Origin of the sequence: Acetobacter aceti (assembly GCF_002005445.1) — a bacterium.
In the GTDB taxonomy this organism is placed as follows: domain Bacteria; phylum Pseudomonadota; class Alphaproteobacteria; order Acetobacterales; family Acetobacteraceae; genus Acetobacter; species Acetobacter aceti_B.
This window is the reverse complement of sequence record NZ_CP014692.1, coordinates 2,852,501-2,878,650: the sequence shown is the minus strand read 5'-3', so window position 1 is coordinate 2,878,650 and position 26,150 is coordinate 2,852,501. Positions and strand designations below refer to the sequence as shown.

The window sequence follows — 26,150 nt, the reverse complement described above, 5'->3', positions numbered from 1 at the left end:
TTGATGGCGAAGCGCCGCGTAGACCAGCTCCTCGTTGATCGGGGACTGGTCGAAAGCCGGACCAAGGCGCAGGCTCTCATCATGGCGGGGCTTGTCTACACGAGTGACCGGCGTATCGCGAAAGCAGGGGATCTCCTGCCTGAAGAAGCGCCTCTGGCGCTCAAGGGACAGGACCATCCGTGGGTTTCGCGTGGAGGGCTGAAGCTCTCCCATGCGCTTCCGTTTTTCGGTTTTTCTGCGGAAGGACGGATCGGTCTGGATGTTGGGGCGTCCACTGGCGGCTTTACGGATGTTCTGCTGACCAATGGTGCGAGCAAGGTCTATGCCGTGGATGTCGGGCATGGCCAACTGGCGTGGAAGCTGCGCTCCGACCCCCGTGTCGTGGTCATGGAAAAGCAGAATGCCCGGGCGCTGGACGCGACGCTTATCCCTGATCCCATCGGTGCGGTCGTGTGTGACGCCAGCTTTATTGGTCTGCGTACGGTGCTGCCTGCCGCACTGTCGCTCACCTTACCGGATGCGTGGGCTGTTGCGCTGATCAAGCCTCAGTTCGAAGCCGGGCGTGAGCATGTGGGGGCGAAAGGCGTCGTGCGTGATCCTGCCATTCATGAGCAGGTCTGCACCATGATTTCCGACTGGTGGAAGACCCTGCCGGGATGGGAAGTGCTGGGCGTGGAAGCCAGCCCGATCACCGGACCGGAAGGGAACCGTGAGTTTCTGATCGGCGCACGCCGGACGGGGTAATACCCGGCGGGTCTGGCCTTTGGGCTGTATGAGACTGGCCGATCCCGTATACTGGCCGGTGCAGGATTGGCAGGGCTCTGCGCCGGAACCCGGCAAAGGCTCGCCTTTGTAAACCGTTTTATGATCAGCAAACCGGGCTGTGACGGCCTGTGGTTCCTGCCGGGTCCGGGCTGAGCCCGGATGCTCTCATCGACAGGTCAATCTTCACCACCTCTGGTATAAACCAGACGCTTTGGGCGCCATCTTTTTTCAAAAAGGCGGTGTTCTGTAATCTTTCCGAATGACCTGAAACGCGCAAACAGAAAGCTGCCTCATGACAGCCCAATAAGCAGCCTTTGCCTCTCAGTTAAATAAGTCGCTTACGCGGCCATATCCTCATGAACCGCCGAACTCACCATTGTTTTCGGCCATCGACGATGAAACCACAGCCACTGTTGGGGTTCGGCTCTGATCCAGCCTTCAAGATGCGCGTTCACGGCCTTCATGATCGACAACTGATCGGCTGTGCGCTCGCCTGTCATGGTGAAAGTCAGGGCGGGCTCGCACACCAGCCGGAACCGGGCCGTGCCGATCCGCACGACATGGATCGGCACGATGTTGCGCTCAAACCGCGCGGCAAGCTGGGCAAGGGCAGGGGCTGTCCACGCCGTCTGTCCGAAGAACGGAACGGCGATGCCGTCGTTCATTTTCTGGTCCACCAGAAGTCCCAGTGTGCCGCCAGCGCTCAGATGGCCGATGATGTCGCGCGCGCCTCGCGCTCCCTTGGGAAACATCCGCGTTCCATGCCCTGCCTCACTGCGGAGTTGCTGGATCAGACGCTCGACCACGGGGTTTGACGATGCCCGGTACACACCGCCGACCGGCAGACCCAGTGCGCCAGCAATGGGCAGAATCATTTCCCAGTTGCCCAGATGAGCCGAGAAGAACAGAGGCGGCAGGCCGTTTTTCCGCGCAGCCTCGATATGTTCCTGACCTGAAATCTCCCAGCCCGGTCCCGACGGAGTGCATTCCATCTTTTTGAGATGGGAAAACTCCCCGACGACGCGCCCAAGATTGTTCCAGGCGCCCCGGACAATTCTCTTCTGCTGTTTTCTGTCCATGTCGGGGAAGGCGAGCGTGAGATTGCCTCTGGCAACGCGCGAGACAGGCAGAAGCGGGCCAATGGTTCCTGCGAGAAGGCCGCCAAGGCCGGAAGACAGCCCTATGCCGAGCAGACGCATCAGCCCGACGCCGCCGTTGAACGCCAGTCCGGTCAGATAACCGCCAATACGATCTCTGCCGGTAGGCACAGTGATGGATGTCATGAAGGAGCGAAGGGTCCGAGGTCGTCTGCCGTCCGCGCATTCAAAATGTGCATCCACGGCCAGACAGGAGATATGTCTCCTGTAGGGAACTGCCTGAAACGCATGAAGTGCCACCTGAGAGAAAAGAAAGGATAGGTCATCCCATAAGTCGGGACGCTATCACATCAATGACTGATAAATGTAAATGCGTAACGAATGGTCACGAGCCTTAATCAATGTATGTGGGCGTTACATAATACGTGAAAGTCATATTCCAGCGGCCGGGAACACGCATGCTGTGGGTGGCGTTGCCGGTGACTACATTATCGACGGCGAAGTTTCTCAAACAGGGCCATGACTTTTCCGCGTCTTAACGGTGAGAGGCGCTGGGTCCAGAACTGGCCGTTCAACTGATCGATCTCATGCTGATGGCAGGCAGCACGGAGCCCTTCCGCATCTTCAATGTGCCCGATGCCCTCCATATCCTGATAGCGGACGCGGACACGGGCAGAGCGTTCGACCAGACCGGTGACGCCCGGCATGGAAATGCTGCCTTCCTCCAGACGGATTGTCTCCTTCGAGATCTCGATAATCTCTGGATTGACGTAGATTTGTGGTGTGGGCGCATCGGGAAGCTCCAGCACGACGACACGCCGGGCAACACCGACATGGGGAGCGGTAATCCCTATTCCCGGAGCGGCGCGCATGGTGTCGAGAAGGTCCATGGCCAGAGACCGGAGAGCCTCGTCGAAACAGGTGACGGGCTTGGCGACAAGCCGCAGCTTCTGATCGGGGAAGGTCACAATCGGACGCAGGGCCATGGCGGTCTCTATCTGGATAAGGCGCAGGGATCTGCTGTTTAATGAGGTGCTGTCCGGAAGAGCAATGCCTGCATGGCGCGGCGGTTGCCGATTTTTCTCCAATTTCCCGGCTGCCCGTGGTAGGAGCCCGCGTTTACGATCATTTTCGACTGAACAGGAAGAGACAAGGTTATGAGCGACACGGACTTCGCGCTTGACGCCGCCGACCGGGAGCGGATTCTCGCGAAGTCGGCGCTGTTCTCACCGCCGCCGATCCAGCTTGCCGATGGTCGCCGCGACCTTGTCGGGCTGTCGCGCGAGGAACTGACCGAAGAACTGGTCGCCATTGGCGAGAAACCGTTCCGCACCAAGCAGCTCTGGCACTGGATTTACCATCAGGGCGTGACCGATTTCACGAAGATGAGCAGTATCGCCAAGCCGCTTCAGCAGAAGCTTGCGGAGCGGTTCATTGTCGGGCGACCGGAGCCTGCGGTCGTGCAGACCTCACAGGACGAGACGCGCAAATTCCTGTTCCGATTCCGCGACGGGCAGGAAGCCGAGACGGTCTACATCCCGGATCGGCGTGAGGATCGTGGCGCGGTCTGCATTTCCTCGCAGGTGGGCTGCACTCTGTCCTGCACCTTCTGCCATACCGGCACGCAGAAGCTGGTGCGTAATCTCGGCGCGGCGGAAATCGTCGGCCAGTTCATGGCCGCGCGCGATTCCTATAATGAATGGCCCAGCCTGAAGGGTGATACGCCACGCCTGCTTTCCACCATTGTTCTCATGGGCATGGGCGAGCCGCTCTATAATTACGAGAATGTGGCCAAGGCCATGCGGATCATCATGGACGGGGAGGGGATCGGCCTGTCGCGTCGGCGCATCACACTGTCCACGTCCGGTGTCGTGCCGCTGATGGATCGCTGCGGCGATGAACTCGGGATCAATCTCGCGGTGTCGCTGCATGCCGTCCGCAATGACCTGCGTGACCAGATCGTGCCGCTCAACCGGAAATATCCTATCGAGGAAGTGATCGCGGCCTGCCGTCGCTATCCGGCGGCGAGCAATGCACGACGCATCACGTTTGAATATATAATGCTGCGCGGCATCAATGACAGCGAGGCCGACGCCCGCGAACTGGTGCGCCTGATTCGTGGTATTCCGGCCAAGGTGAACCTGATCCCGTTCAACATCTGGCCCGGCAGTGACTATAAGCCTTCAACCCGCGAGCAGCAGGCGAAATTTGCCCAGATCGTCATGGATGCCGGTTTTGCCTCGCCGATCCGTACGCCGCGTGGACGTGATATTCTGGCGGCCTGCGGGCAGTTGAAGACCGCCAGCGAGAGAAGCAGACCCATTCGCGAGGAAATTTAGAGTGTCACTAATAGGAAAGTGAGATTCCTTTCCTGAAAATGTAGAACTTGTCACTTGTATGGAGTGGGGTGAAGACCAATCTTCCGGACGCCTCTACAGGAACGACGAGGTCACAGACCTCCGGGAGATAGACAATGACTTATTTTACTCACCTGACTGACCGGGCGGTGATAGCCGTCAGAGGTGAGGACCGCGTCAGGTTCCTTCAGGGACTGGTGTCCAACGATGTAGAAACTGTGGAACCGGGCAAGGCCGTATGGGCCGCTCTGCTCACACCGCAGGGACGCTGGAAAGCCGATTTCTTCATTATCGCTGATCCTGACGAGCCCTGTCTCCTGATCGACTGCGCCTCATCGCAGAGCGCCATGCTGGTTGCAACGCTTTCAAGATTCCGTCTTCGCTCCGACGTGAGCATTCAGGAAACCCGCCTTGTCGTTCATGCGGCATGGGGTGGCCTGCCTGATGTCGCGACCGTGGAAAACGCGATTGTCGTGCCGGACCCGCGCCTCCCGGAAGCGGGATGGCGTCTCCTCATGCTGGAACCGTCAGCCGCCGCGAAAGCGGATGCTGCGACATATGACCTGCACCGTCTCGTGCTCGGATTGCCTGATGGTGTCCGGGACTGTGAGGCTGAAAAGACTCTTCTTCTGGAGGCCAATTTCGATCTGCTCAACGGCGTTTCATGGACCAAGGGCTGCTACATGGGGCAGGAGATGACAGCGCGGACCCACTACCGTGGTCTCGTCAAGCGGCGGCTGGTGCCTGTCGCGTCCGAAGCCGTTCTGCCTGCGCCGGGAACGGCTGTGACCGCCGACGGCCGTGAAATCGGGCAGATCCGCTCCAGTCACGACCATTGCGGTCTGGCGTTTCTGAAGCCCGACTCTGTAGACCTTCATCTGGAAGCGGAAGGCCACCGGATTGTGCCGCGCGTGCCCACATGGTTTGCGACCGTGCAGGCAGCAGAGAAAAACAGTCAGGCCGCTGGTCTGGGGGAAGTATCACCGTGAAAACCGCTCAACAGGAAACCATCCGCCCGACGGCTGAATCCGTGGAAAGTGAACTGGAACGTGTTGCGTTTGATGCGTCCGGTCTTGTCTGCGGCATTGCGCAACAGCATGACAGCGGTGAAGTGCTGATGGTCGCATGGCTCAACCGCGATGCGCTCAGGGAAACATTGCTGACAGGGCAGGTCTGTTACTGGTCGCGCAGCCGCAAGGCGCTGTGGCGCAAGGGCGAGACATCCGGTCAGGTGCAGAAACTGATCGAAGCACGGCTTGACTGCGATGGCGATGCGATCCTGCTGCTGGTGGATCAGACAGGTGTGGCCTGTCACACAGGACGGCGGAGCTGTTTCTACCGGCAGTTCGGGCCGGAAGGGCTGAAGACGATTTCGGATCCCCTCGTTACACCTGAAGCGCTTTACGGCCCCTAACAGAGCGCAACCAACGAGGACGTCAGTTGCCGACGGCATCCTTTTCGCTCATTCTCGATATCGCTACGCCAGGCGAAAGTGAGGACGTCCATGCTGTCAAACGAGATCAAAGAGCCATCGGGTGAACTGACCATCCGTGTCATCGCCATGCCGAGCAATACCAACGCCGCAGGGGATGTTTTTGGCGGGTGGGTGATGTCCCAGATGGATCTGGCGGCCGGCTCGGCGGCGGGCATGCGGGCTGGTTCAAAAACGGTGACAGTCGCCATTGACGGCGTCTCCTTCCTTGCGCCGATGGCGGTGGGCGATGAACTGTCGGTCTATACGGACATTCTCAAGGTCGGCCGCACGTCCATGACGATTGGGGTGCAGGCGTGGCGGCGTGTGCGGCAGTCCAGTGAGCGGCAACTGGTGACACATGGAAAGTTCGTGTTTGTGGCGGTGGGTGAGGATAACCGGCCGGTAGAGATTCCTGCCGCTTAAATGTTGCGATGGGATTTTTTATGATCGTGTCGGCTTCGGCCGGAAGACCGGCGATTCCCCTGCGCCATCACGAGATAACATATGTTCTTTCAATCAGTTCCTGAATGGATGTGTGCTTAGACGTTCATCCGGCTAGCACACAGCGCATTTGCGGCCTGCGCGCGACTGTTGGAGACACTGACTCCTCCATCAATATTTTCAGTTGAGGCACACTGACTCCGCGTCGCCAGGGTGGGAAACGGACACGGAGTATCAGGACAGAAGCGATCGTGAGACTGGTAAAGCCCACACTCTCTTTCAGTATTCGCAAGGCTCGACATGCAGACGCTGCTCTGCTGCCTGATATCGAGAGGTCCGCCGCTCAGGCCTTCCGCAATATTCCGTCTCTTGCATGGATTGCTGATGACGAACCCATATCAGAAAAAAGGCATGAGGCCTGTATCGCTGCGGAGACATGCTGGGTCGCAGTTGATGAGACAGGCAATCCGGTGGCGTTTCTGAGCACCCGTAGGGAAGGCGTGCGCATGCATATTATGGAAATGTCAGTTGTGGAGTGCATGCAGGGCAACGGTATTGGAGCAGCTCTTCTTGAGACACTTGCAGTGTGGGCCGAGAAGAATCATCTGACAGCAATCACTCTGACGACATTTTGCGATGTGCCCTGGAATGCGCCCTTTTACGCCAGAAAGGGGTTCGTCGTGCTTGCTGGAAATGAACTGGACAATGGGCTTAAGGCGATTCTGGAAGAAGAAAGCCGACATGGTTTTCTCCACGGTAGCCGCTGTGCGATGCAGCGCCTTGTGGGCCGTAAAAGAGCCTGATGAACAGCACGTGGCCTGCCCGGCTATAGTTCTAAAAATGAGAATGGGGCTCCCATGCTCCGGTTCGCCTGGAGCCGAGCCCGGATCGGGCCTGTTTCTGGAAGATTGCAAAGTCAGCGCATCTGAAGAATGCCATAAAAAAAGCCGCCCGGAGAGGCGGCTTTCTTATGGCGTCTTTGAAGGCGGCAGTCAGGCAGCGAGAGCAGCCTGAGCCTTCTTTACGATTTCACCGAAAGTGGCGGCGTCATCGAATGCGATGGCTGCCAGAACCTTACGGTCGATCTCGATGCCAGCCTTGTCCAGACCGTTGATGAAACGGCTGTAGGTCAGGCCATGCTCGCGAACGGCAGCGTTGATACGCTGGATCCACAGGGCGCGGAATTCGCGCTTCTTGTTACGACGATCGCGGTAGGCGTACTGAAGCGACTTTTCGAGACGCTCCATCGCAATGCGATAGTTCGTGGAGGAACGTCCACGGAAGCCCTTGGAGAGCTTGAGAACTTTCTTGTGACGGGCGTGCGTCGTTACGCCCCGCTTAACACGTGCCATTTATAAAGTGCTCCTCAAGCCAGCCCGTAGGGGGCCCACTGCTTCACAGTCTTGGCGTCCATTTCCGTCATGGTCTGGGGACCACGGTTGGTGCGCTTCATCTTCTGTGAACGGTTGATAAGGCCGTGGCGCTTGTTGCCAGGACCGCAGAGCACCTTGCCGGTCGCGGTGATCTTGAACCGCTTCTTGACCGACGATTTCGTCTTCATCTTGGGCATTTCAGTCTCCTTGACGTAAGGCTGCTTTCCTTCCGAAGAAAGAAAACAGCAAAGCACGGCCGGGCATGCCCCACAGGCCCGGACGCGTGAAGGAAAGGCGCTCATACAGAACAGCGCCCTGTCTTTCAAGTCTTTTATCCATATTATCCGCGCGCCACGGGCATTTTGGCCTCATCCTGCCGCTCAGGCCCGGTGAAGGTGCAGGAAATGAATATTCGAGGGCCGTCAAGATAGTAATGATACATCTATATTCATATGGATATAGACGATTTGTTCACTTCCGGGTGCCTTAAAAGGTCATTACGCCGTTTCGGTATTAAAAATTCTGCCATGACATAGATCATATTCCTGTTTTGAGGTTCCACACTCGGATTTATGCCTCTATTAAAAGATGGCGCAGAGTGACACAAATGCCTGAACAGAGTTTTCGTGGCGGATGCGTGTCGCTTTCCATTGTGAAAGACGGTCGGTTTTCCGGCAGTGAGGGTTGAGAGTGATCAAACGCATACTTGCAGGCGTTGCGGGCGTCGGTGCTATCGCCGGAGCAGGGTTTCTTTGGTACGCCTGGTGGCCAGCCATTCCCAAGATCGCCCCTGTGCAGCCGGGACAGTTTTCAGCGGAAAAGATTGAGCGCGGTCGCATTGTCGCGGCTGAGAGCTACTGTGTTGAATGTCATACCCGTCAGGATAATGGCGGCGGTCCGACGCTGGCCGGCGATTACAAGATGGAGACGCCGTTCGGCGACATCTTCTCTTCCAACATCACGCCGGATCCGGAGACGGGCATCGGCAACTGGTCGGAAGCAGCCCTCCGCCGTGCGCTCCAGTATGGCGTGTCCCGTGACGGCTCCCATCTGCTGCCTGCGTTCGTTTATGACCATTTCACCAAGATGAGCGACGAGGACATCTCGGACCTTTATGCGTGGATCATGACCCGCCCGGCGGTGCATATGACCCACCGCACGAATGGCTTTCCGCTGAGCATCGCGCCCCGTCTGGGTCTTGCAGGCTGGAAAATGCTGTTCTTCACGCCCGGTCGTTACAAGCCGGACCCCAACCACAATGCGGAATGGAATCGCGGCGCCTATCTGGCCGAAGGCGCAGCCCATTGTGGCGCCTGTCATACGCCCCGCAATCTTGCCGGTGCGGAAAAGGTGCCGGGTCAGGAATATGACGGTGGTGTGGTTGATGGCTGGATTGCTCCGCCGCTGAACCAGAACAACCCGACGCCTGTCGTCTGGACCGAAGACGAGCTGTATCAGTATCTCCGTAACGGCGTTGCGCCGCTGCACGGTCCGGCTGGCGGCCCGATGTCGCCTGTCGCGCATGACTTCCTTGCGACCGTTCCGGAATCGGATGTTCACGCCATTGCCTATTATTTCGCGGACAAGGCCCATGCGGCCGAGCGTGTGTCCGGTGACAAGGCGGCCATTGCGCAGGCCATGACGGACTCGAAGAAGGATCTTGTCGGTTTCAGCACGGACCCGGACGCGCGTCTCTATCAGGGCGCCTGCGGAGCCTGCCATTACAACGCGGCGCCCGCGCCGGTTCTCGGACGCCCTGAACTCGCGCTCAACAATGCGCTGTGGCTGAAAGAGCCGACCAACCTTTACCTTGTCATGCTGCGTGGCCTGACGGCGAAGGAAGGCCAGAGCGGCGTCGCGATGCCGAGTTTCTACAATGCGCTCAGCGACCACGACATGGCGCGTATCGCCGCCTATCTGCGCCGCACGCGCACGACCCTGCCACCATGGACGGATCTGGAGAAGAAAGCTGCTGACGCCCGCAAGCTGGTGGAACCACCAGTCAATTCCTCGCACTGAGCCTCGGATGAGCTGGGATCACGGAGCCGTATCATGATCAAATTCAAACTCAATGGCCGTGACGTCTCGCTCGACGTGCCGGAAGACACCCCTCTGCTGTGGGCTCTGCGGGACGATCTCGGGCTGACAGGCACGAAGTTCGGTTGCGGCGTCGGCCAGTGCGGCGCCTGCACCGTGCATGTCGGCGGACGGGCGACCCGTTCCTGCGTGACGCCAGTCTCCGCCATCGAAGGCGCGGATGTCACCACGATCGAAGGGCTGGACCCGGAAGGTCGTCATCCGCTTCAGGAAGCGTGGCAGGAGATTCAGGTACCGCAGTGCGGTTACTGCCAGTCGGGACAGATCATGCAGGCCGCCAGCCTGCTGCGCGATTATCCCGATCCGACGGATGAGGATATCGACGGCGTCATGGGCGGCAGCCTCTGCCGCTGCATGACCTATATCCGTATCCGCAAGGCCATCAAGGAAGCCGCCGCCGCCATGAAGTCGGCGAAGACGGAGGGAGATCACTCCAATGGGTAAGCTCGAACGCATTGCCGCCCAGCAGGACCGGGCCGCAGGGCGCGGCCTGTCCCGGCGTGGCTTCCTCTCCGCTGCCGTCGGCAGTTCCTTCCTGTTCGGTTTCGCCCGTGAGTCGCAGGCCGCGCAGACCTATCCGCTCGGCGCGCCCCTGCCGCCGCCGGAGTTCGAGCCCAACATCTGGTGCTCGGTCGCGCCGGACGGGACGATCAACGTCAACATCATCCGCGCGGAAATGGGCCAGCATATCGGCACGGCGCTCGCCCGGATCATCGCTGACGAAATGGAAGCCGACTGGGACAAGGTGAAGATCACCTATGTGGACACGGACCCGAAATGGGGCCTGATGGTCACGGGTGGCTCATGGTCTGTCTGGATGACATGGGACGTGTTCCGTCAGGCCGGCGCTGCCGCCCGGACCATTCTGGTCGAGGAAGGCGCGAAGCTGCTGGGGATTCCAGCCTCTTCCTGCCATGCCCGGAATGGTCATGTGATTGGTGGCTCGTTCTCCATCAGCTTTGGTGACATCGTCGCCAAAGCGAAGCCGACACGCAGTTTCACGCCTGACCAGATGAAGGCTCTACCGCTCAAGCCGGCTTCGGAGCGTCGCCTGATCGGCAAGCCGGTGAAGTCTCTGGACATTCCGTCCAAGACCAACGGCACGGCGATCTACGGTATCGACGCGAAAATCGACGGCATGGTCTATGGCCGTCCGAAGATGCCGCCGACCCGCTACGGCTCCAAGGTTGTCTCGGTAGATGACACCGAGGCGAAGAAGGTTCCGGGTTATATCCGTTATATCACGCTGGACGATCCCAGCGAGACGGTTCCGGGCTGGGTTGTCGTGCTGGCGAAAAGCTATCCGGCCGCCATCCGCGCCACGGACCTGCTGAAAGTCGAGTGGACGCCGGGCAGGACCGCGAACGTCACGGAAAAGCAGATTCAGGATCGCGGACGCGAGCTGATCGGCAAATCCGATGTCGGCACCATGATCTTCAACGACAAAGGCGTCGATGAGGCGTTCAAGGGCGCGAAGCGCGTGCTGGAGCAGGAATATACCTGCGCTTCGGTGATGCACTATCAGCTTGAGCCGATGAACGCGATCGCCCGGCTGAAGGACGGCACATGGGAAATTCACTGCGGTAACCAGTGGCAGACCCTGTTCCTGCCGGTCATCGCCAAGGCGCTCGGCGTGCCTGAAGCCAGAGTGAAGATGGTCAGCTATCTGCTCGGAGGCGGTTTCGGTCGTCGTCTGAACGGTGACTATGCAGTTCCGACGGCGCTGGCCTCCAAGGCCATTGGCGGCAAGCCGGTGAAGCTGATCCTGACGCGCTCCGATGACATGCAGTTCGACTCAATCCGCTCGCCGTCCGTGCAGAAAGTGCGTGTGGCGCTGGACGAGAAAAACACCGTCGTCGGATTCGAACATCATGCGACGGCAGGCTGGCCGACCGAAGTGATGGCCAGTGCGTTCATGGAAAAGGGCGTGGACGGCAAGCCTTACGATCAGTTCGCCATTGCGGGTGCGGATAGCTGGTACGATTTCGGCGCCATGCGCGTCCGTGCAATCAGCAACGATCTTGCGAAGGAAACCTTCCGTCCCGGCTGGCTGCGTTCAGTGAGCGCGGGCTGGACGCCTTGGGCGCAGGAAAGCTTTATCGATGAAGTGGCCCATGCCCTTGGTAAAGATCCGGTCGCGCTCCGTCTGGAACTGCTGAACGGCAATGGGCCGGACGGACGCAACAAGGGTCAGGCTCCGGATTCCAACGGTGGCGCACTGCGTCAGGCAGCTGTTGTGAAACGGCTGGCCGAGAAGGCTGGCTGGGGCAAGCCGCTCCCGAAAGACACGGCGCTGGGCATGGCGACCACCTTCGGTCAGGAACGCGGCATGCCGACCTGGACCGCCGGTGCGGTGCGGGTGCATGTGGATCGGGCAACGGGTGTCGTCACCTGTGAGAAGATCTGGCTGGTGCTGGATGCCGGAACCATCGTCGATCCGGACGGCGCGCTGGCGCAGACGGAAGGCGGGGCGCTCTGGGGCCTCAGCATGGCGCTAAGTGAAGGCAGCGAGATCGAGAACGGCGTCTGCCGTGATCGAAATCTCGACACCTACACGCCGCTGCGGATGCCGGACGTGCCGGAGATGGACATCGAGTTTGTCGAAAGCACGGAAAAGCCCATGGGTCTCGGAGAGCCGGGCGTGACCACCATTGGCGCGGCCATCGGCAACGCCATCTTCAATGCGGTGGGTGTCCGCCTGCGGCATATGCCTGTCCGTCCGGAAGACGTGCTGGCGGCGCTGAAGGAAAAAGGCTCGGCCTGATCTCAGATCGTGCTGTGAAGGGGAGTAGGGCCTGTCTCTGCTCCCTTTTTTTCTGTAATCCATCTTAATGGAATACAGTCAAACAGATCTGATCTTCTGCGGGTTTGCGATCCGGTCCTGCACGGGAGACCGGTCAGCGCAACAAGGAATGTGACGGGATGACTTATCGCATTCCAGGGTTCAGCCTCGATCTTCCCGAAGGAACACAAGATCACAGTGTTCTTGCCTTCACCCTGACGCCAGATGAAGGACAGGTTTTCAGCATTGTCGTCACGCGCTCCCCCTTGCCTGACGGAAGCGGGCTGACGGACTATGTGTCTGAAGCAATTACTACACGTGAGACCAATGGAGAGGGCTACGCCCTGTCGTGGAAGAAACCATACCTCCATGAAGGAGTTGAAGGTTTCATCACTGCCGGGACGCTGGAAAGCGCTGATAGCCGTGCAGATGAAAGGCGGCTTTACCTGCTGGCCGGAAAGACTGTTCTGGTCATGGCCGCGCTGGCTCAGGGTATGTTTACGCAAAGCCAGCTTGACGCCCTGAATGGATTTATCAAAGGATTTCATCCAGATAAGACTGGTGAAAACGTCTGATCACCAGACCGGGAGAAAACGGGAATGTCAGGAAAGCCCGCCGCACGGCTGACGGATATGCACACCTGTCCGAAAACGACAGCGCAGATGCCTCATGTGGGCGGTCCCGTCGTTACTGGTTCGCCGAATGTGTTCATCAATGGTCGCCCCGCCGCCCGTGTGGGTGACAGGGCAACCTGTCAGGGGCCACCAGACAAAATCAGCGAGGGTTCTGCCACGGTCTTTATCAACGGAAAACCAGCGTCCCGAATGGGCGACCGCACCGAACATGGCGGCGTTATCATTGGCGGAAGCGGAAATGTCTTCATCGGAGATACGGGCGGTGGTGATCCCTGTCCGCGACAGGCGTCCTCTCTGGACACGCCGTTTTACGACCTGTCATGACTGGAGATGCTGTTCCGACGCTGCGTGACAAAATTGCCCTGTGGCCCGACCAGCCCGTGTTCGCTGCAATGGACGGAGCCGGGTTCAGCAATCTTCCCCGCTTTCTGAGAGATGAACGGATTCCCTTCCGTCCGTTGTTTCTCGATCGCAGGCCGGGAGACGTCGGCCGCGCCGGGCCATTTATGGCGATTGTTCCGCGCGATCGGCTGGAGACGTTTTTGACCTTGCGGGATGTTCCGGACGGTTCTGTTTTCTGGAACGCGCCGTGCGGTGCGGACGAATTCCACAGGCATCTACGCAGTCTGACGATGGTGCGGATTCCATCCGCGCCCGGAAAAAGCCCGAAAACGCGAATGGTTGTTTTCCGGCATTTTGATCCGAAGACCGTGGTTTTGACACTGCCAGTGATGACACCGGCGCAGCGGGCGCGGATGTTCGGTCCGGCGCAGTCTCTTGTGGTCAGTGTGCCGGAAGGCGTGCTGGAAGCGAAACGTCGGATGGATTGGCCAGAGCCCGCAAAAGGTCCACTGAGTTTCACCAAGGAGCAGATGGATGCCATCACGGACGGTATGACCCTGCGATCCCGGCGCAAGATCGTCGCATATTTGCGGGAGACCGCGCTGGAGCAGACGAAAAAGATGGATGACACGGAGTTATTAGGCTTCGTGGAAGAGGCGGAAAAAGTGGGGAAGGCATGGGGGCTGAAGACTGAAGCCGGACAGGGGCGTCTGGCGTGGCTTCAGTTGATGTCTGAGGGGCGGTTTGCAAAGCAAAAAGCAATTGAGAGAGTGATTGAGTTAAAAAACGACAAGGCTGATTCTGTTCTGAAAATATTTATGGAGGAGATGGCCCAAAGTAGAAACGAGGGGCTGGAGAGACAATGAGTGCTGCTGCCGTTCCGATAGCGTCTCCAGCGCTCGCAGAAGGTCTTGCTGCTCGTATTGCTGTAGCAGGAGCTGCTTTTTCTGAGCTTGGGCCGGCTGAATGGATACTTGTGGCTGCTGCCCTTGGTGTTGTTGTTGCAACGTCTGCGGCGTTAAACCATGCCAACCATCAGGCGGACTCCAGCCTGAAGGATAAAGCCTCCGATACGCCCTGCATCGAGTGTGGAGAAATTCCCTGTTTTCCCGGTGGCAACGGGCCGGATGACCGGGCGGAAACGCAGAAGGAGCTTGATGAGCAGCAAAAGTTCATCAACGATCAGTCGCCTGAGGAGATGGATGAGCGTCTTGCCGACGCACAGGCCAGAAAGGATGATACGGGGTCATACAGGCCGGACAATGATGCTCAGGATAGAACTGAGACGAGGAAAGCATATTACAATGAGACAAAGAAAATTTTAGAGAGAGAAAAACGACAGCAAGGACTTAACCCCAAGATAGCCAAACAGGAAGCAGAGAGTGAAACTCTTGAGCAGATGAAGAAACTGGATGCTGCCCATATTCTGGACTCGATTGTCGGCGGTCATGAGGAAGATGCTGAGCACATGGCAATGCGCCCTCGTGGAGCGAACCGGCGTGTAGGCAGTGCGTGGAGTAAGGGGCGACGCCGGGAAGCATTGGTCAATGCGGTCAAAAAAGCATTGAAGGCGGGAAAGAAGAAGATGGATGTGCATCTGAAGGTTTGCGAAGAGGGAGACGGGGTGTCATGATAGAATTATCAGAAGATTTTCAATTTGTTCTGGAAGAGTTTGGACGTCCTATTGGCGGAGAACAGGTGCCTACGGAAGTTCTGGCAGCTTATGCTGACCGGGTTCCGCAGACGATGCTTGATTTCTGGAAAGAGTGCGGGACTGGCCTGTGGCTTGATGGGTATTTTCAGCTATGCCGACCTGATAAATATCAGGAACTTGTCAGTCTCATTCTTGATGGTGATCCTGATTTCCCGCCGAAGGAATCTGTCTTGATAGGGTTTTCCGCATTTGGAAAACTTTTGATCTGGAATAACACAAATTATTTTCTCTCTTTGTCGTTATATAATAAAGTTGCTTACACTAGTCACTTAAATTCAAATTTTCCCATATTGCAGCCAAATAGAGAACTTCCAGCGGAGCTTTCAGGTATTGATGATGATACCTACGACTATACTGAAAGAACAGAAAAGGCGGCTCCGCTTTTCAGACGGGCTTTGAAGAAACTCGGCCCTCTGGCATACGGAGAATGTTACGGCTTTGTTCCAGCCCGTGAGCTTGGTGGTCTTGAAATTCTGGATGAGGTGCATAAACGTCCGGCGCTTCCTTATTTCCGGATGGTTTCCCAGCTTGCTCCGATTAAACTGAGATACATTGATCTCGAAAATCATAAAGTTCGTGTCCTGCGGGATCTCGGGGCTCAATAGACAAGGGGCAGCATTCTGAAGTGGGTAGTGGAGAATAATCCCCTCACTTCTGCATCCCCGGAACTGGGATGATGTAGATTCCGCCCGTCTCGGGGAAGCCGGCGAACGCGAATGGTGGTTTCCGTCCGTGTCCGAAGGAAGCCGGCAAGCACGGATGGTGGAGGCGGCAGCCAAAGCGCCCGTGCATAGGGGGGCGTCATGAGCGGCCCGGTGGATTTGGAGCGAGAGTTGGTGGCGCTATTGGCAGCAAAGTCGGCGGTGTCGTTGGTGGCGCTGCAGGCCGGGCTGTTGGGCGGGGTGAAGGAGACTATCGGGGCGGAAGGCACGGAGAGACGAAGCAGCGCGAGAACAGGAAGGACAGGTTCCAGAAAACTGATGAAAACACGGATCCGACGAAGCTGGAATCTCACCATATGCCAGCGAATTCAGCGAGTAAAAGTGGAGGAGGCCCAACAAGGGAAAAGGGGCCAGCCATCCAGATGGATAAAGCTGACCATGAAGATACTGCCAGTTGGGGATCATCTCGGGTAGCGGAAGAGTATAGAAAACAGCAGGCTAAATTGATAAAAGAAGGAAAATATATGGAAGTACTTCAGGTGGACATAGACGATTTGAAATCAATAAAATTTCAGGATGGAACATCTATGTATGATAAACACAAGGATACGATCAAAGAAGCTATTGAATATGCGAGATGTGTTCAGAAAAACTGAGATGTTTATAAAAACAATCCGCCGTGATTTTTTTGTTTCAATAATTTTCTAAAACAAAAAACAAAGCGCATGATCTAGTCAAGTCAATCCAGTATAAACCTTCGTTGAAGAGAAAAAATACGAGTGAGATGGATATTTACTCCTTATGTTGGAGTCAACGACCTAAAATTTGGCATGACCCGAGAGAATGTTGAAAAACTTTATGGGAAACCCGAGAGAGAAAGGGTATTTGGAGACGGAAGAGTTAGGGAGCAAAGAGGTAAAATTAAAGTCCCTACTTTAGAATTTAGCGGAAACACGTTAATGGAGATGTCTTTTACAGAAGATTCTGGTGAGTTGATTTTTTTTGAAAAGAATATACTTAAGGAAGATCCTGTTTTGTTTCTTAATTTTATAGAGAAAAAAGATGTTAATTTAGGAGCTTTAATTGGTGGTATAGATTCATATAAATTCGGCTTGTCTTTTAATATGTGTCCTCTAGGAAGTCCCGATAAATGGTTCGGTATATTCGCGAAAGGGGCGCATGATGCACTGCTAGCTGAGGCTAGACCTTTGCGTCCTTCTGATCGGGTAATCACGGATGGAGATGATGATTAATAAGGCCTCGTATTCATCGGATTTGATATCGTTTTTGGTATCAGTAGCGGAGCTTGAACATTTTTCAGGCTATCTCCTAAGTGTCTGTTCCATATATTTTTACGCCGTTTAAATCACTTTCAAGCGTATCAGTTTCTCTGTTACTTGAAATTATTGATTTTTATTTCTTGCAAACTTGGTAGGCGTGGTACATTTCATTCAGAATATGCTGAAATTATTCAAAATGATCTCGATCAGGCTCTAAGACAGGATGGGCTTTGCTGACGATTGTCTTGGGGACGACCTGTGATGGTTTGCTGAATAAAATAAGCGCAGACTCGGCGTAGATGCTTATCAACAGCAAACCAGCCGCGCGGATAGGTGACCGCACCGAACATGACGGCGGCGGCAATCTCTGTCCGCGACTGGTATCCTCGTTGGTTACGCCGTTTTACGACCCGTCATGAGTGGTAATGATATTCGAACGCTGTGCGACAGGATTGCCCTGTGGCCCGATTAGCCCGTGTTCGCAGCAATGGACGGAGCCGGGTTCAGCAATCTTCCCCGCTTTCTGACAGATGAGCGGATTTCCGAGCTTGGGCCGGCTGAGTGGCTTCTTGCGGCTGCTGCTCTCGGCGTTGTTGTTGCGACGTCCGGGGCGTTAAAGCACGCAAACCATCAGGCAGACACCGCTCTGAAGGATAAAGCCTCCGATAAGCCCTGCATTGAGTGTGGAGAGATTCCATGTTTTCCGGGTGGTAACGGGCCGGATGACCGGGCGGAAACGCAGAAGGAGCTGGATGAACAGCAGAAGTTCATCAATGACCTGTCGCCTGAAGAGATGGATAAGCGTCTTGCCGATGCACAGGCCAGAAAAGACGATACGGGATCATACAGGCCGGAGAATGATGCTCAGGATAGAACTGAGACGAGGAATGACTATTACAAAAAAGAGAGTGGAATATTAGGGCGTGTCGTCATTTAAGCAGGATGATGATTGAAGCGAACTGAACGGCTGCGAGGAAGGTCGATTTCAATGTGTCGTAGCGGGTTGCAATGGCGCGGAACTGTTTGAGTTTATTGAAAAACCTTTCGATCAGATTTCGCTCCCTGTAAAGAGCGAAATCTGTTTTGCGTCGTGTTGTTCTATTGCGTTTTGGCGGGATGACCGAAGTAATCCCGCGCTCTGTCAAACGGTCGATCAGTCTGTCTGCGTCATAGGCCCTGTCGGCGAGGAAGGCATCCGGATCGATGTTTTCCAGCAGCGGTTCCGCCTGGGTGATATCGGCATCCTGCCCCGGTGTGAGGGCGAGTTCCACCGGATTACCGAGCGCATCGCAGATGGCATGGATCTTCGTCGTCAGTCCACCTCGTGAGCGTCCGATGGCCTGATCCGTGCCCCTTTTTTCAGGGCTCTGGCGCTGTGTTGATGCGTCCGCACAATCGTGCTGTCGATCATCATGTATTCGTTGTCGTGATCTGCCGCCAGATAACGAAAGATCCTTTCAATCACACCACTTTCGCGCCAGCGGCGCAGACGGCGATGTTTGTTTTTCCAGTCGCCAAAGCGGGCAGGAAGGTCACGCCAGGGGATGCCTGCACGATAGCGATACAGCACGGCCTCCACAAACAGACGGTTGTCCGCAGCCGTGCCGCCGACATGACCTTCACGACCGGGAAGAAGAGCCTTTATCCGCTCCCACTGGTCGTCGCGCAAACCGTATCGCCGCATTCATCCATCTCCCTCAAAACCGGGGAAACAGACACAACAGGCAGACAGAAAGTACAACCCTCATGCGCCACACTCAGGACTTAACTGACGACACGCCGTAGAAAAGAAAAAATTGCGCCAAGGTATCAGCCCTAAAATAGCCAAGCAGGAGGCAGAAAGTGAGACTCTCGAACGGATGAAGAAGCTGGATGCAGCGCATATTCTGGACTCGATTGTCGGCGGTCATGAGGAAGATGCTGAGCACATGGCAATGCGCCCTCGTGGAGCCAACCGCCGTGTAGGCAGCGCGTGGAGTAAGGGGCGATGCCGGGAAGCATTGGTCAATGCGGTCAAAAAAGCATTGAAGGCAGGAAAAAAGACGATGGATGTACGTTTAGAGGTTTGCGACGAGGGGAACGGAGTATCATGATAGAGCTATCGGATATTTTTCAATATATTCTGAAAAAATTTGGTCGTCCTGTTGGAGGAGAGCAGGTTCCTGCTGACGTTCTGGCGGCTTATGCTGACCTGGTTCCGCAGACGATGCTTGATTTCTGGGAAGAGTGCGGGACCGGCCTGTGGCTTGATGGGTATTTTCAGCTATGCCGTCCGGATAAATATCAGGAACTTGTCAGTCTCATTCTTGATGGAGACCCTGATTTTCCACCGAAGGAATCTGTCTTGATAGGGTTTTCCGCATTCGGAAAACTTTTGATCTGGAATAACAGGAATTATTTTCTTTCGGTGAATATTTACGGGAAAATTGCCTATACAGAACATCTCGATGAGGATTTCCCAATACTCCCACCAGATCAAAGTATTGCTGTAGAACTTATGGGGGTTGATAAAGAAAGTTACGACTATATTGAAAGAACAGAAAAGGCGGCTCCACTTTTCAAACGGGCTTTGAAGAAACTCGGCCCTCTGACATACGGAGAATGTTATGGCTTTGTCCCGGCCCGTGAGCTTGGTGGTCTTGAAATTCTGGATGAGGTGCATAAACGTCCGGCGCTTCCTTATTTCCGGATGGTTTCCCAGCTTGCTCCGATTAAACTGAGATACATCGATCTTGAAAATCATAAGGTCCGTGTCCTGCAGGAACTCGGGACACAATAGACAAGGGTCAGCATTCTGAAGTGGAGAATAATCCCCTCACTTCTGCATTCCCGGAACTGGCGATGATGCAGATTCCGTCCGTCTCGGGTGAGGCCGGAAAGTGCGGTTGCTGGTTTTCCGGCATTTTGACCCGAAGACATAAGCCATGACACTGGTGCAATGGGGTGACAATTTACTCCTTTGTCCCCCTGTCATTAGGATTGACTGACACCATGTATAGCGCTGCATTTGCATTTTGTGGTGCAAATGAGTGTCTTGATGTGCCCTCTAAAGAGGGACTAATTCCGACAGGCTACAGTCGCTCGACGACTGCATTTGAATGAACTGAAAGCAGAAGGATATTTATTATATGACCGAACAGGACACCAGGAACCCGTCTTCCTCGGCTGAAAAGCATGAATTCAGCGCCGAAGTCGGACGGCTTCTCGACCTTGTCGTTCACTCCCTTTATTCCGAACGCGAGATTTTCCTCCGCGAACTGGTGGCCAACGCCGCCGACGCCACCGACCGCCGTCGCTTCGAGGCGCTGACCGATGGCGCCCGCGCGCTCCCTGAAGACGCGAAAATCCGCATCAATCCGGACAAGGACGCCCGCCTGCTGACCATCACCGACGATGGCACCGGCATGACCAGGGAAGAGTTGGTCAATAACCTCGGCACCATCGCCCGGTCCGGCACGCGCGCGTTCGGCAAGGAACTCGAGAGTGCGAACCCCGAGGACAAGCCGAATCTGATCGGTCAGTTCGGCGTCGGTTTCTATGCCGCTTTCATGGTGGCGGATCACGTGGAAGTCGTCTCCCGTCGCGCCGGTTCGGACGAGGCGTGGAAATGGACGTCGGACGGAAAGGGATCTTACGAACTCGCGCCGGCGACCCGCGAAAAGCCGGGCACGGATATTACCCTGCACATCAAGGAAGACGCTGACGAGTTCCTTGATTCGTGGCGCTTGCAGGAAATCATCCGCAAGTGGGCGGACCATATCGCGTGGCCGGTGACCATCGTGAAGGACGGCGAGGAAAGCCCGGCCAATGAAGGCACGGCTCTGTGGCGCAAGCCGAAGAGTGAAGTGACGGAAGAACAGTACAACGACTTCTACCGTCACGTATCCCACAACTTCGATACACCGTGGGATACGCTGCACTGGCGCGCGGAAGGCACCATCGAGTTCAGCGCGCTGCTGTTCATTCCCGGCTCACGTCCGTTCGAGTTCGGTGATCCAGCCCGCGAGAGCAAGATTCGCCTGCATGTGAAGCGGATGTTCATCACGGACGATGCTGCGTTGCTGCCTGCATGGATGCGCTTTGTCGTCGGTGTGGTGGATACGGAAGACCTGCCGCTGAATGTCTCGCGTGAGATGCTTCAGGCGACGCCGGTTCTGGCCCGTATCCGCAAGGCCGTGACGGGGCGTATGCTGAACGAGATCAAGAAGCGTTCTTCAGACAATGCTGAATTCCTGAAGTTCTGGGAAAACTTTGGTTCCATCGTGAAGGAAGGCATCTGGGAAGACGCCGAGCATCGCACGGAACTGGCCGGTCTGGCGCGCTTCCGTTCCAGCGCCGTGAAGGCGGAAGAGGACAAGCCGGAGGCCGGCTGGACCACGCTGGCCGACTATATCAGCCGCATGAAGCCCGAGCAGGAGGCGATCTATTATCTGACAGGCGACAACGAGGATGCGGTCGCCAACTCGCCGCAGCTTGAAGGCTTCCGGGCGCGTGGTCTGGAAGTGCTGCTGCTGTCCGAGCCGGTCGATTCTTTCTGGCCGGATCGTCTGACCAGCTTTGAAGGCAAGACGCTGAAGAGCGTGACACAGGGTGCGGCCGATCTTGAGAAGTTCGCTGTCGAAGGCGAAGCCGCGACGGGTGAAGCCGCTGACATGGACATCCTGCTTCCGGCGCTGAAAGAGGCGCTGGGCGGCGAAGTGTCCGATGTGCGCGGCACGGATCGTCTGGTGTCCAGCGCCGTTGTGCTGGCGGCGTCCGAGAATGGTCCGGACCTTCAGTTGCAGAAGCTGATGCGGCGCAGCGGTCAGAAGCTGCCGGAATCGGCTCCGGTTCTGGAACTCAATCCGCGCAATCCTCTGGTGCTCGAACTGGCGCGTAAGGCGGCTGAGAAAAGCCCGGCTCTGGCTGATCTGGCCCGCGTGCTTCTGGATGTCGCCCGTATTCAGGACGGCGAAAATCCGAAGGACCCGACCGCTTTTGCGCAGCGTCTGACAGGTCTTCTGACTGTGGCGGCGAAGGGCGAGTAAGCGGGCGTTTCACGGCCCCGATACGGGCAGACGGATGGAGTTATGCTCCATCCGTTTTTTTTATGATCATCCGTATCGTTAGCCTAAATTAAGGTTAGCTGCTGATTGTTGGGCTCTGTTTGCGTTCTGCCAGAAACGCGTGTGACCATGGGACGTTCTGTCTGGCGATTCTATTCGGTGAGGGAACGGATCTTGAGCGGTGACGGAACAGAGCATCTGACCGGGGCTTCTGAAAAAAGTTTCACTTCCGCGCTGACGCGGGCGGAGCATGATCTGGAAAAGGGCGACATGGGGGCGGTCATTGCTGACTGTAGTCGTGCGTTCGAGAAATGGCCGGACGTCCGTTTTCTGCGCCAGATTCTGCTGAAGGCGTCTGAAACGGCCAACGCTCAGGAACGGAAAACGATCTGCGACCTGCTTCTGCGCACTGAAATGCGTGATGAGGCGCAGGACGCAGACATCGCCGCAGCCCTGGTCAACGATGGTCGATTTGAGGAGGCGCTCCCTCTGCTCCGCAATGTGGTGCATGGTCTCAGTGGGGAGCGTTTTTCCGCCTGGAACTATATCCGTAGTCTCGAAGCAACAGGACGGTATGACGAACTGATCGACAGCGCGGATTTTCTTGATGAATTGGCTGCGCCCCAGCGAGGACGAATCTCGCTCTACAGCCAACTGGCCAACGCCCGTCTGGCGAAGGCATCCCAGCGCAGAATCCTGTTGCAGGATCTGGAAGAGGCCAAAAAATCCGAACTGTGGCTCTCGCCTCAGCGTGTGGCGGCGATGATTCAGAGCGCCTTGCAGGCTGGCGATCCGTTCTCTCTGGTCAGCATGGGATACGACGAAGCGAAAGTCGTGTGTGCAACCAGTCTTCACGCCTCTCTGCTATTGCGAGCCGTGGAAATTACAGAGATGGCCGACGCCGTGTGGCAGAGGATGTCAGATACGGCTTTTATCGACTGTGCCGCCAGCACACAGGCAAGGCTGGGGCGAGTGTACCGGGAAGCCGCACGGGATTCTGCCATCCTCTGCCTACCTTCATCGGTCATTTTGCAGGACGACAGGGAACATTTCGGCTTTTTTGCCGAGCAGGACCGGGAGGTCCGTACAGGTCGTTACGCACCGTGCGCGGGGCTCGATACGATGTCGGCCCTTGCTGAAGCAGATCCCGGTTTGCGCTCCCTGTTGGGCGGGCTGCCTTTTGCCGGAGTGGTCACCACGCAGGCAGGGCTTGCGGCCAAAATAGCGGAAATCTGCAATTTCGGGACAGTGAATGACGTGTTCCTGCACAGGGGCAGTCTGGATGACATGCTGAACCAGATCGATGAGATCTGGGTGCCGTATCCGGGTGCCGTCTTTCTGACCGCCGCCGGTGCGCTTGGCCCTTATGCCTGTGGTCAGATTGTCGCAAAGGGTGGGATCGTGCTGGATGTGGAGTCCTGCGTCAGGACATGGACCGCCTGACTGCGGAACAGTCAGGCGTAAATGGTGGAGAGTGTCCTTTAGCGCCGCCTGTCTTCTTCTGCGATCAGTCTTACTGCAACGCCTCGCGCCTGGTTTCCAGTTCCAGCCAGAGCTCTTCGGCGGTCGTCAGATCCCGTTCCGCGGCATCCAGCGCATCGCTGTGTCTGGCAAAACCTTTTGGGTCTTTGGTGTAAAGATCAGGATCTTCCAGTGCCGCCCGCAATTTGAGAATTTTGGCTTCGGTTTCCGCGATCTGTCCCGGCAGTTTGTCCAGCGCAAGCTGATCCTTGTAGGTCAGTTTGCGGGTGCCGGACCTGGCCGTATTGGTTGCCGCAGGGCCGGGAGAAGAAACAGCGGGCTCCTGAGGGGCTGCTGTGCGCTGCTCCAGTGCCTCTCCGTGACGCTGAGCCAGCATGTCGCTGTAGCCACCAGCATATTCGATCCATTCGCCGCCGCCGATTGCGGCGAGAGTGGATGTCGCAACGCGATCAAGGAAATCACGATCATGGCTGACAAGAAGGACAGTGCCGTCATAGGACGACAGCATTTCCTGCAGCAGGTCGAGCGTTTCCAGATCGAGATCGTTGGTCGGTTCGTCGAGCACCAGCAGGTTTGACTTGCGAGCGAGAGCGCAGGCCAGCATCAGACGACCACGCTCTCCACCGGAAAGCTGTCCGACAGGGGTGCGGGCCTGCTCGGGACGGAACAGGAAGTCCTTCATATAGCCGATGACGTGGCGCTTTTCGTCGCCGACCTGCACCATTTCTCCACCACCACCGGTCAGTGTGTCGGCCAGAGTCTGCTGCGGGTTCAGTGTTTTGCGTTGCTGGTCGAGCGTAACCATCGCGACGGATGGACCAAGCGTCACAGTGCCGCTGTCGGGCTGATCCAGCCCGGTCAGCAGGCGCAGCAGAGTGGTTTTGCCTGCTCCATTCGCCCCGACTACGCCCATGCGATCACCGCGCAGCAGGCGCAGGTCGAGATTGCGCACGATAGGCCGATCACCCCAGCTTTTGCAGGCTTGCTCTGCGACTGTAACGAGTTTTCCGGAGTTCGAAGCGGTCTGTGCGGTAAGGTTTACTGTTCCCTGAGGACGGACGGCGTCCTTCCTGGCGGTGCGCAGGGCGGCAAGTTCCGCCACACGCCGCACATTGCGCTTGCGGCGGGCGGTGACGCCGTAACGCATCCAGTCTTCTTCGCGTGCAATCTGACGGTCCAGCTTGTGGGCGTCCCGTTCTTCCTGCTCCAGAACCTCTTCACGCCATGTCTCGAATCGCTCGAATCCCTGATCAAGACGGCGCGTGGTGCCGCGATCAAGCCAGACGACGCTGCGTGACAGGGTTTCCAGCAGGCGTCTGTCATGGCTGATGATGACCATGGCGGTGCGCAGGGAGAGCAGTTCCTTTTCCAGCCACTCGATGGTCGGCATGTCGAGATGGTTGGTCGGCTCGTCCAGCAGAAGCACGTCCGGCTCGGCGGCCAGTGCACGAGCGAGCGCACAGCGACGGGCCTCTCCACCGGACAGTGTCGCGGGGTTATCCATCGGACTCATACCCAGCGCATCAAGCATGACGCTTGCGCGCCATTCCTGCGATGGGTCGGTCAGGCCGCCGATCACGTAATCGAGCGCCGTTTCATAGCCGGAAAGATCAGGCTCCTGCGGCAGATAGCGCAGGGTGCTGCCGGGCTGGAGGAAGCGAGTTCCGGAATCGGGGAGGATCTCGCCTGCCGCAATGCGGAGAAGGGTGGATTTGCCGCAGCCGTTACGGCCGACAAGACAGACCCGTTCGCCGGGAGAAACTGAAAACCCCACGCCATCGAGCAGTGGTTTCCCGCCAAGCGTCAGAGTGATGTCCTGCAGGAGAAGGAGAGGAGGAGGTGCCATGTGCGGAAAGTGCGGGGAAGTGACCCGTCATGCAAGATGCCTGACGAGGTAATTCCCCTGAATCTGACGCAGGCTGGGGGTCAGGGGACTGGCACCCCGCCTGTAATGGCCTGATAGGTAGCGATGGCGAGGGTTAAAGGTTCGAACGGTTTTGTAATGACAAAAGCCGGTTCGACAGTGTTTCCGGTCAGGAGGCACTCGGGGTAAGCGGTCACGAAAATGACGGGTACGGTCATGTTTTTCATGATTTCAGCCACGGCTTCCATGCCGTTGCCGCCTTCGCCGAGATTGATATCCGCCAGAATCAGGCCGGGCCTGGTTTCCCTGGCCAGGGCAATCGCGTCCGCCTGGGTGTGAGCGATGCCGGCGACCGTATGTCCGCAATGAATGATCAGATCCTCGATATCCATGGCGATGATTGGCTCATCTTCAATAATGAGAATCGACGTCTGGGAGACGGACCGGATCGTTTTGTGGGCGCTGGTTATTTCCGCGATTGCCGTGTCTTCATCAAGTTCAAGGATATTGGCTGCCTGAGAAGAGGACAGGCCTTCCAGTGCGGTCAGGAGGAGAAGGATGCGTTGAGGAAATGACAGCGCGTGAAGTCGGTTGTCTTCTCCCTCTTCAAGAAAGGCGGCTTTACGGGAAATGACCCGGTAGAGTTCGAGGCGGGCTGAGAGCTTTCCGGGCACTTGTGTTACCAGATCGCGCAGGCTTTCCGCGACGAGCAGATCACCGCGGGACTGACTTCCTGTAAG

27 protein-coding genes and 2 pseudogenes (1 of these 29 cut by a window edge) are annotated in these 26,150 nt (G+C 56.9%); 21 read left to right on the top strand and 8 right to left on the bottom strand.

The window, feature by feature from the left end; all coding sequences use genetic code 11:
- Positions 1 to 3 precede the first annotated feature (3 nt).
- Positions 4 to 744 carry a TlyA family RNA methyltransferase gene (locus A0U92_RS13100; protein WP_077813592.1) on the top strand — a complete coding sequence of 247 codons (741 nt, stop codon included), beginning with the start codon at positions 4 to 6 and terminating at the stop codon, positions 742 to 744.
- 359 nt (positions 745 to 1,103) lie between these two features.
- Here A0U92_RS13100 and A0U92_RS13095 read toward each other — a convergent pair whose 3' ends face one another.
- Both A0U92_RS13095 and A0U92_RS13090 read right to left on the bottom strand, forming a co-directional pair.
- On the bottom strand, positions 1,104 to 2,048 hold the full coding sequence (locus A0U92_RS13095) for a lysophospholipid acyltransferase family protein (RefSeq protein WP_236748142.1): 945 nt from the start codon (positions 2,046 to 2,048) through the stop codon (positions 1,104 to 1,106).
- A 302-nt stretch (positions 2,049 to 2,350) separates the two neighbouring features.
- Positions 2,351 to 2,848, bottom strand: coding sequence for a peptide deformylase (locus A0U92_RS13090; RefSeq protein ID WP_077813590.1), 498 nt, complete (start codon positions 2,846 to 2,848; stop codon positions 2,351 to 2,353).
- 171 nt (positions 2,849 to 3,019) lie between these two features.
- Between A0U92_RS13090 and rlmN the strand changes: the two genes are divergently transcribed.
- From rlmN to A0U92_RS13065, 5 genes are all read left to right on the top strand, one after another.
- Positions 3,020 to 4,201, top strand: coding sequence for a dual-specificity RNA methyltransferase RlmN (rlmN, locus tag A0U92_RS13085; RefSeq protein ID WP_077813589.1), 1,182 nt, complete (start codon positions 3,020 to 3,022; stop codon positions 4,199 to 4,201).
- A gap of 134 nt (positions 4,202 to 4,335) precedes the next feature.
- Positions 4,336 to 5,208, top strand: a complete 873-nt coding sequence (ygfZ, locus tag A0U92_RS13080) for a CAF17-like 4Fe-4S cluster assembly/insertion protein YgfZ (protein WP_077813588.1) — start codon at positions 4,336 to 4,338, stop codon at positions 5,206 to 5,208.
- Positions 5,205 to 5,633 (top strand): phosphoribosyl-AMP cyclohydrolase, encoded by a 429-nt coding sequence (gene hisI / locus A0U92_RS13075; RefSeq protein ID WP_077813587.1) that lies wholly within the window; start codon positions 5,205 to 5,207, stop codon positions 5,631 to 5,633. The genes ygfZ and hisI overlap by 4 nt, the downstream gene beginning before the upstream one ends.
- Positions 5,634 to 5,723: 90 nt before the next feature.
- A complete protein-coding gene (locus A0U92_RS13070) occupies positions 5,724 to 6,116 on the top strand; it encodes an acyl-CoA thioesterase (protein WP_077813586.1) in 393 nt (130 codons plus the stop codon).
- Between the two features lie 269 nt (positions 6,117 to 6,385).
- Positions 6,386 to 6,937 carry a GNAT family N-acetyltransferase gene (locus tag A0U92_RS13065; RefSeq protein WP_236748141.1) on the top strand — a complete coding sequence of 184 codons (552 nt, stop codon included), beginning with the start codon at positions 6,386 to 6,388 and terminating at the stop codon, positions 6,935 to 6,937.
- Positions 6,938 to 7,126: 189 nt separating this feature from the next.
- Here A0U92_RS13065 and rplT read toward each other — a convergent pair whose 3' ends face one another.
- Both rplT and rpmI read right to left on the bottom strand, forming a co-directional pair.
- On the bottom strand, positions 7,127 to 7,486 hold the full coding sequence (gene rplT / locus A0U92_RS13060) for a 50S ribosomal protein L20 (RefSeq protein ID WP_077813585.1): 360 nt from the start codon (positions 7,484 to 7,486) through the stop codon (positions 7,127 to 7,129).
- 14 nt (positions 7,487 to 7,500) lie between these two features.
- Complete coding sequence (gene rpmI, locus A0U92_RS13055; protein WP_010669172.1) at positions 7,501 to 7,704, bottom strand: 50S ribosomal protein L35; 204 nt, start codon at positions 7,702 to 7,704, stop codon at positions 7,501 to 7,503.
- A 493-nt stretch (positions 7,705 to 8,197) separates the two neighbouring features.
- Between rpmI and A0U92_RS13050 the strand changes: the two genes are divergently transcribed.
- The 8 genes from A0U92_RS13050 (at position 8,198) to A0U92_RS13015 (ending at position 15,682) form a co-directional block, all read left to right on the top strand.
- Positions 8,198 to 9,526, top strand: coding sequence for a cytochrome c (locus tag A0U92_RS13050; protein ID WP_077813584.1), 1,329 nt, complete (start codon positions 8,198 to 8,200; stop codon positions 9,524 to 9,526).
- Between the two features lie 33 nt (positions 9,527 to 9,559).
- Entirely contained in the window at positions 9,560 to 10,048 is a 489-nt protein-coding gene (locus A0U92_RS13045; RefSeq protein ID WP_077813583.1) for a (2Fe-2S)-binding protein, read from the top strand.
- Complete coding sequence (locus tag A0U92_RS13040; protein ID WP_077813582.1) at positions 10,041 to 12,368, top strand: xanthine dehydrogenase family protein molybdopterin-binding subunit; 2,328 nt, start codon at positions 10,041 to 10,043, stop codon at positions 12,366 to 12,368. The genes A0U92_RS13045 and A0U92_RS13040 overlap by 8 nt, the downstream gene beginning before the upstream one ends.
- A 158-nt stretch (positions 12,369 to 12,526) precedes the next feature.
- Positions 12,527 to 12,961, top strand: coding sequence for a DcrB-related protein (locus A0U92_RS13035; protein WP_077813581.1), 435 nt, complete (start codon positions 12,527 to 12,529; stop codon positions 12,959 to 12,961).
- A 24-nt stretch (positions 12,962 to 12,985) separates the two neighbouring features.
- Positions 12,986 to 13,345, top strand: a complete 360-nt coding sequence (locus A0U92_RS13030) for a PAAR domain-containing protein (protein WP_077813580.1) — start codon at positions 12,986 to 12,988, stop codon at positions 13,343 to 13,345.
- Positions 13,342 to 14,229, top strand: a complete 888-nt coding sequence (locus tag A0U92_RS13025; protein ID WP_077813579.1) for a DUF4123 domain-containing protein — start codon at positions 13,342 to 13,344, stop codon at positions 14,227 to 14,229. Before A0U92_RS13030 ends, A0U92_RS13025 begins: the two co-directional genes overlap by 4 nt.
- Entirely contained in the window at positions 14,226 to 14,996 is a 771-nt protein-coding gene (locus A0U92_RS13020) for a polymorphic toxin type 15 domain-containing protein (protein ID WP_077813578.1), read from the top strand. Before A0U92_RS13025 ends, A0U92_RS13020 begins: the two co-directional genes overlap by 4 nt.
- Positions 14,993 to 15,682, top strand: a complete 690-nt coding sequence (locus tag A0U92_RS13015; RefSeq protein WP_077813577.1) for a GAD-like domain-containing protein — start codon at positions 14,993 to 14,995, stop codon at positions 15,680 to 15,682. The genes A0U92_RS13020 and A0U92_RS13015 overlap by 4 nt, the downstream gene beginning before the upstream one ends.
- Here A0U92_RS13015 and A0U92_RS13010 read toward each other — a convergent pair.
- The gene (locus tag A0U92_RS13010; protein WP_077813576.1) at positions 15,676 to 16,095 is read right to left on the bottom strand and encodes a hypothetical protein; all 420 of its coding nucleotides are present in this window, start codon (positions 16,093 to 16,095) and stop codon (positions 15,676 to 15,678) included. The genes A0U92_RS13015 and A0U92_RS13010 overlap by 7 nt on opposite strands.
- Between A0U92_RS13010 and A0U92_RS13005 the strand changes: the two genes are divergently transcribed.
- The 3 genes from A0U92_RS13005 to A0U92_RS12995 all read left to right on the top strand — a co-directional run bounded on the left by A0U92_RS13005 (position 16,096) and on the right by A0U92_RS12995 (position 17,956).
- Entirely contained in the window at positions 16,096 to 16,395 is a 300-nt protein-coding gene (locus A0U92_RS13005; RefSeq protein WP_077813575.1) for a hypothetical protein, read from the top strand.
- Positions 16,396 to 16,569: 174 nt separating this feature from the next.
- Positions 16,570 to 16,992: a hypothetical protein gene (locus A0U92_RS13000; RefSeq protein WP_149026470.1), complete on the top strand. Its 423-nt coding sequence runs from the start codon at positions 16,570 to 16,572 to the stop codon at positions 16,990 to 16,992.
- Between the two features lie 502 nt (positions 16,993 to 17,494).
- Complete coding sequence (locus A0U92_RS12995) at positions 17,495 to 17,956, top strand: hypothetical protein (RefSeq protein ID WP_077813573.1); 462 nt, start codon at positions 17,495 to 17,497, stop codon at positions 17,954 to 17,956.
- On the opposite strand, the pseudogene A0U92_RS12990 reads toward A0U92_RS12995, so the two are convergent.
- A pseudogene (locus tag A0U92_RS12990) lies at positions 17,949 to 18,703 on the bottom strand (IS5 family transposase). The gene A0U92_RS12995 and the pseudogene A0U92_RS12990 overlap by 8 nt on opposite strands.
- A 106-nt stretch (positions 18,704 to 18,809) precedes the next feature.
- Here A0U92_RS12990 and A0U92_RS12985 point away from each other — a divergent pair.
- The 4 genes and pseudogenes from A0U92_RS12985 to A0U92_RS12970 form a co-directional block, all read left to right on the top strand.
- Positions 18,810 to 19,112 (top strand): annotated as a pseudogene (locus A0U92_RS12985) (polymorphic toxin type 15 domain-containing protein); the annotation flags it as partial.
- A complete protein-coding gene (locus A0U92_RS12980; RefSeq protein ID WP_187668767.1) occupies positions 19,109 to 19,798 on the top strand; it encodes a GAD-like domain-containing protein in 690 nt (229 codons plus the stop codon). The pseudogene A0U92_RS12985 and the gene A0U92_RS12980, both read left to right, overlap by 4 nt.
- Before the next feature lie 349 nt (positions 19,799 to 20,147).
- On the top strand, positions 20,148 to 22,046 hold the full coding sequence (gene htpG / locus A0U92_RS12975) for a molecular chaperone HtpG (protein WP_077813570.1): 1,899 nt from the start codon (positions 20,148 to 20,150) through the stop codon (positions 22,044 to 22,046).
- A gap of 192 nt (positions 22,047 to 22,238) precedes the next feature.
- Positions 22,239 to 23,507: a hypothetical protein gene (locus A0U92_RS12970; RefSeq protein WP_077814449.1), complete on the top strand. Its 1,269-nt coding sequence runs from the start codon at positions 22,239 to 22,241 to the stop codon at positions 23,505 to 23,507.
- Positions 23,508 to 23,577: 70 nt separating this feature from the next.
- Here the strand turns inward: A0U92_RS12970 and A0U92_RS12965 are convergent, their stop codons facing one another.
- Together A0U92_RS12965 and A0U92_RS12960 are read right to left on the bottom strand one after the other, a co-directional pair.
- Complete coding sequence (locus A0U92_RS12965; protein ID WP_077813569.1) at positions 23,578 to 25,392, bottom strand: ABC-F family ATP-binding cassette domain-containing protein; 1,815 nt, start codon at positions 25,390 to 25,392, stop codon at positions 23,578 to 23,580.
- 80 nt (positions 25,393 to 25,472) lie between these two features.
- A protein-coding gene (locus A0U92_RS12960) for a response regulator (protein ID WP_077814448.1) crosses the window boundary here: on the bottom strand, positions 25,473 to 26,150 show its 3' portion. 66 nt of this gene lie beyond the right edge of the window; only the last 678 of its 744 coding nucleotides appear in the window; the start codon falls outside the window, past its right edge; it ends in the stop codon at positions 25,473 to 25,475.

What these genes read in the sequence shown, in the direction of transcription:
- A0U92_RS13090 (WP_077813590.1), bottom strand. Translation starts at nt 2,848, where the DNA reads ATGGCCCTGCGTCCGATTGTGACCTTCCCCGATCAGAAGCTGCGGCTT.
- htpG (WP_077813570.1), top strand. Translation starts at nt 20,148, where the DNA reads ATGACCGAACAGGACACCAGGAACCCGTCTTCCTCGGCTGAAAAGCAT.
- A0U92_RS13035 (WP_077813581.1), top strand. Translation starts at nt 12,527, where the DNA reads ATGACTTATCGCATTCCAGGGTTCAGCCTCGATCTTCCCGAAGGAACA.
- A0U92_RS13070 (WP_077813586.1), top strand. Translation starts at nt 5,724, where the DNA reads ATGCTGTCAAACGAGATCAAAGAGCCATCGGGTGAACTGACCATCCGT.
- rpmI (WP_010669172.1), bottom strand. Translation starts at nt 7,704, where the DNA reads ATGCCCAAGATGAAGACGAAATCGTCGGTCAAGAAGCGGTTCAAGATC.
- A0U92_RS13000 (WP_149026470.1), top strand. Translation starts at nt 16,570, where the DNA reads ATGACCCGAGAGAATGTTGAAAAACTTTATGGGAAACCCGAGAGAGAA.
- A0U92_RS13095 (WP_236748142.1), bottom strand. Translation starts at nt 2,048, where the DNA reads ATGACATCCATCACTGTGCCTACCGGCAGAGATCGTATTGGCGGTTAT.
- ygfZ (WP_077813588.1), top strand. Translation starts at nt 4,336, where the DNA reads ATGACTTATTTTACTCACCTGACTGACCGGGCGGTGATAGCCGTCAGA.
- A0U92_RS13100 (WP_077813592.1), top strand. Translation starts at nt 4, where the DNA reads ATGGCGAAGCGCCGCGTAGACCAGCTCCTCGTTGATCGGGGACTGGTC.
- A0U92_RS13005 (WP_077813575.1), top strand. Translation starts at nt 16,096, where the DNA reads ATGCCAGCGAATTCAGCGAGTAAAAGTGGAGGAGGCCCAACAAGGGAA.
- rlmN (WP_077813589.1), top strand. Translation starts at nt 3,020, where the DNA reads ATGAGCGACACGGACTTCGCGCTTGACGCCGCCGACCGGGAGCGGATT.
- rplT (WP_077813585.1), bottom strand. Translation starts at nt 7,486, where the DNA reads ATGGCACGTGTTAAGCGGGGCGTAACGACGCACGCCCGTCACAAGAAA.
- A0U92_RS13045 (WP_077813583.1), top strand. Translation starts at nt 9,560, where the DNA reads ATGATCAAATTCAAACTCAATGGCCGTGACGTCTCGCTCGACGTGCCG.
- A0U92_RS13010 (WP_077813576.1), bottom strand. Translation starts at nt 16,095, where the DNA reads ATGGTGAGATTCCAGCTTCGTCGGATCCGTGTTTTCATCAGTTTTCTG.
- A0U92_RS13015 (WP_077813577.1), top strand. Translation starts at nt 14,993, where the DNA reads ATGATAGAATTATCAGAAGATTTTCAATTTGTTCTGGAAGAGTTTGGA.
- A0U92_RS13020 (WP_077813578.1), top strand. Translation starts at nt 14,226, where the DNA reads ATGAGTGCTGCTGCCGTTCCGATAGCGTCTCCAGCGCTCGCAGAAGGT.
- A0U92_RS13030 (WP_077813580.1), top strand. Translation starts at nt 12,986, where the DNA reads ATGTCAGGAAAGCCCGCCGCACGGCTGACGGATATGCACACCTGTCCG.
- A0U92_RS12965 (WP_077813569.1), bottom strand. Translation starts at nt 25,392, where the DNA reads ATGGCACCTCCTCCTCTCCTTCTCCTGCAGGACATCACTCTGACGCTT.
- A0U92_RS13025 (WP_077813579.1), top strand. Translation starts at nt 13,342, where the DNA reads ATGACTGGAGATGCTGTTCCGACGCTGCGTGACAAAATTGCCCTGTGG.
- A0U92_RS12980 (WP_187668767.1), top strand. Translation starts at nt 19,109, where the DNA reads ATGATAGAGCTATCGGATATTTTTCAATATATTCTGAAAAAATTTGGT.
- A0U92_RS13040 (WP_077813582.1), top strand. Translation starts at nt 10,041, where the DNA reads ATGGGTAAGCTCGAACGCATTGCCGCCCAGCAGGACCGGGCCGCAGGG.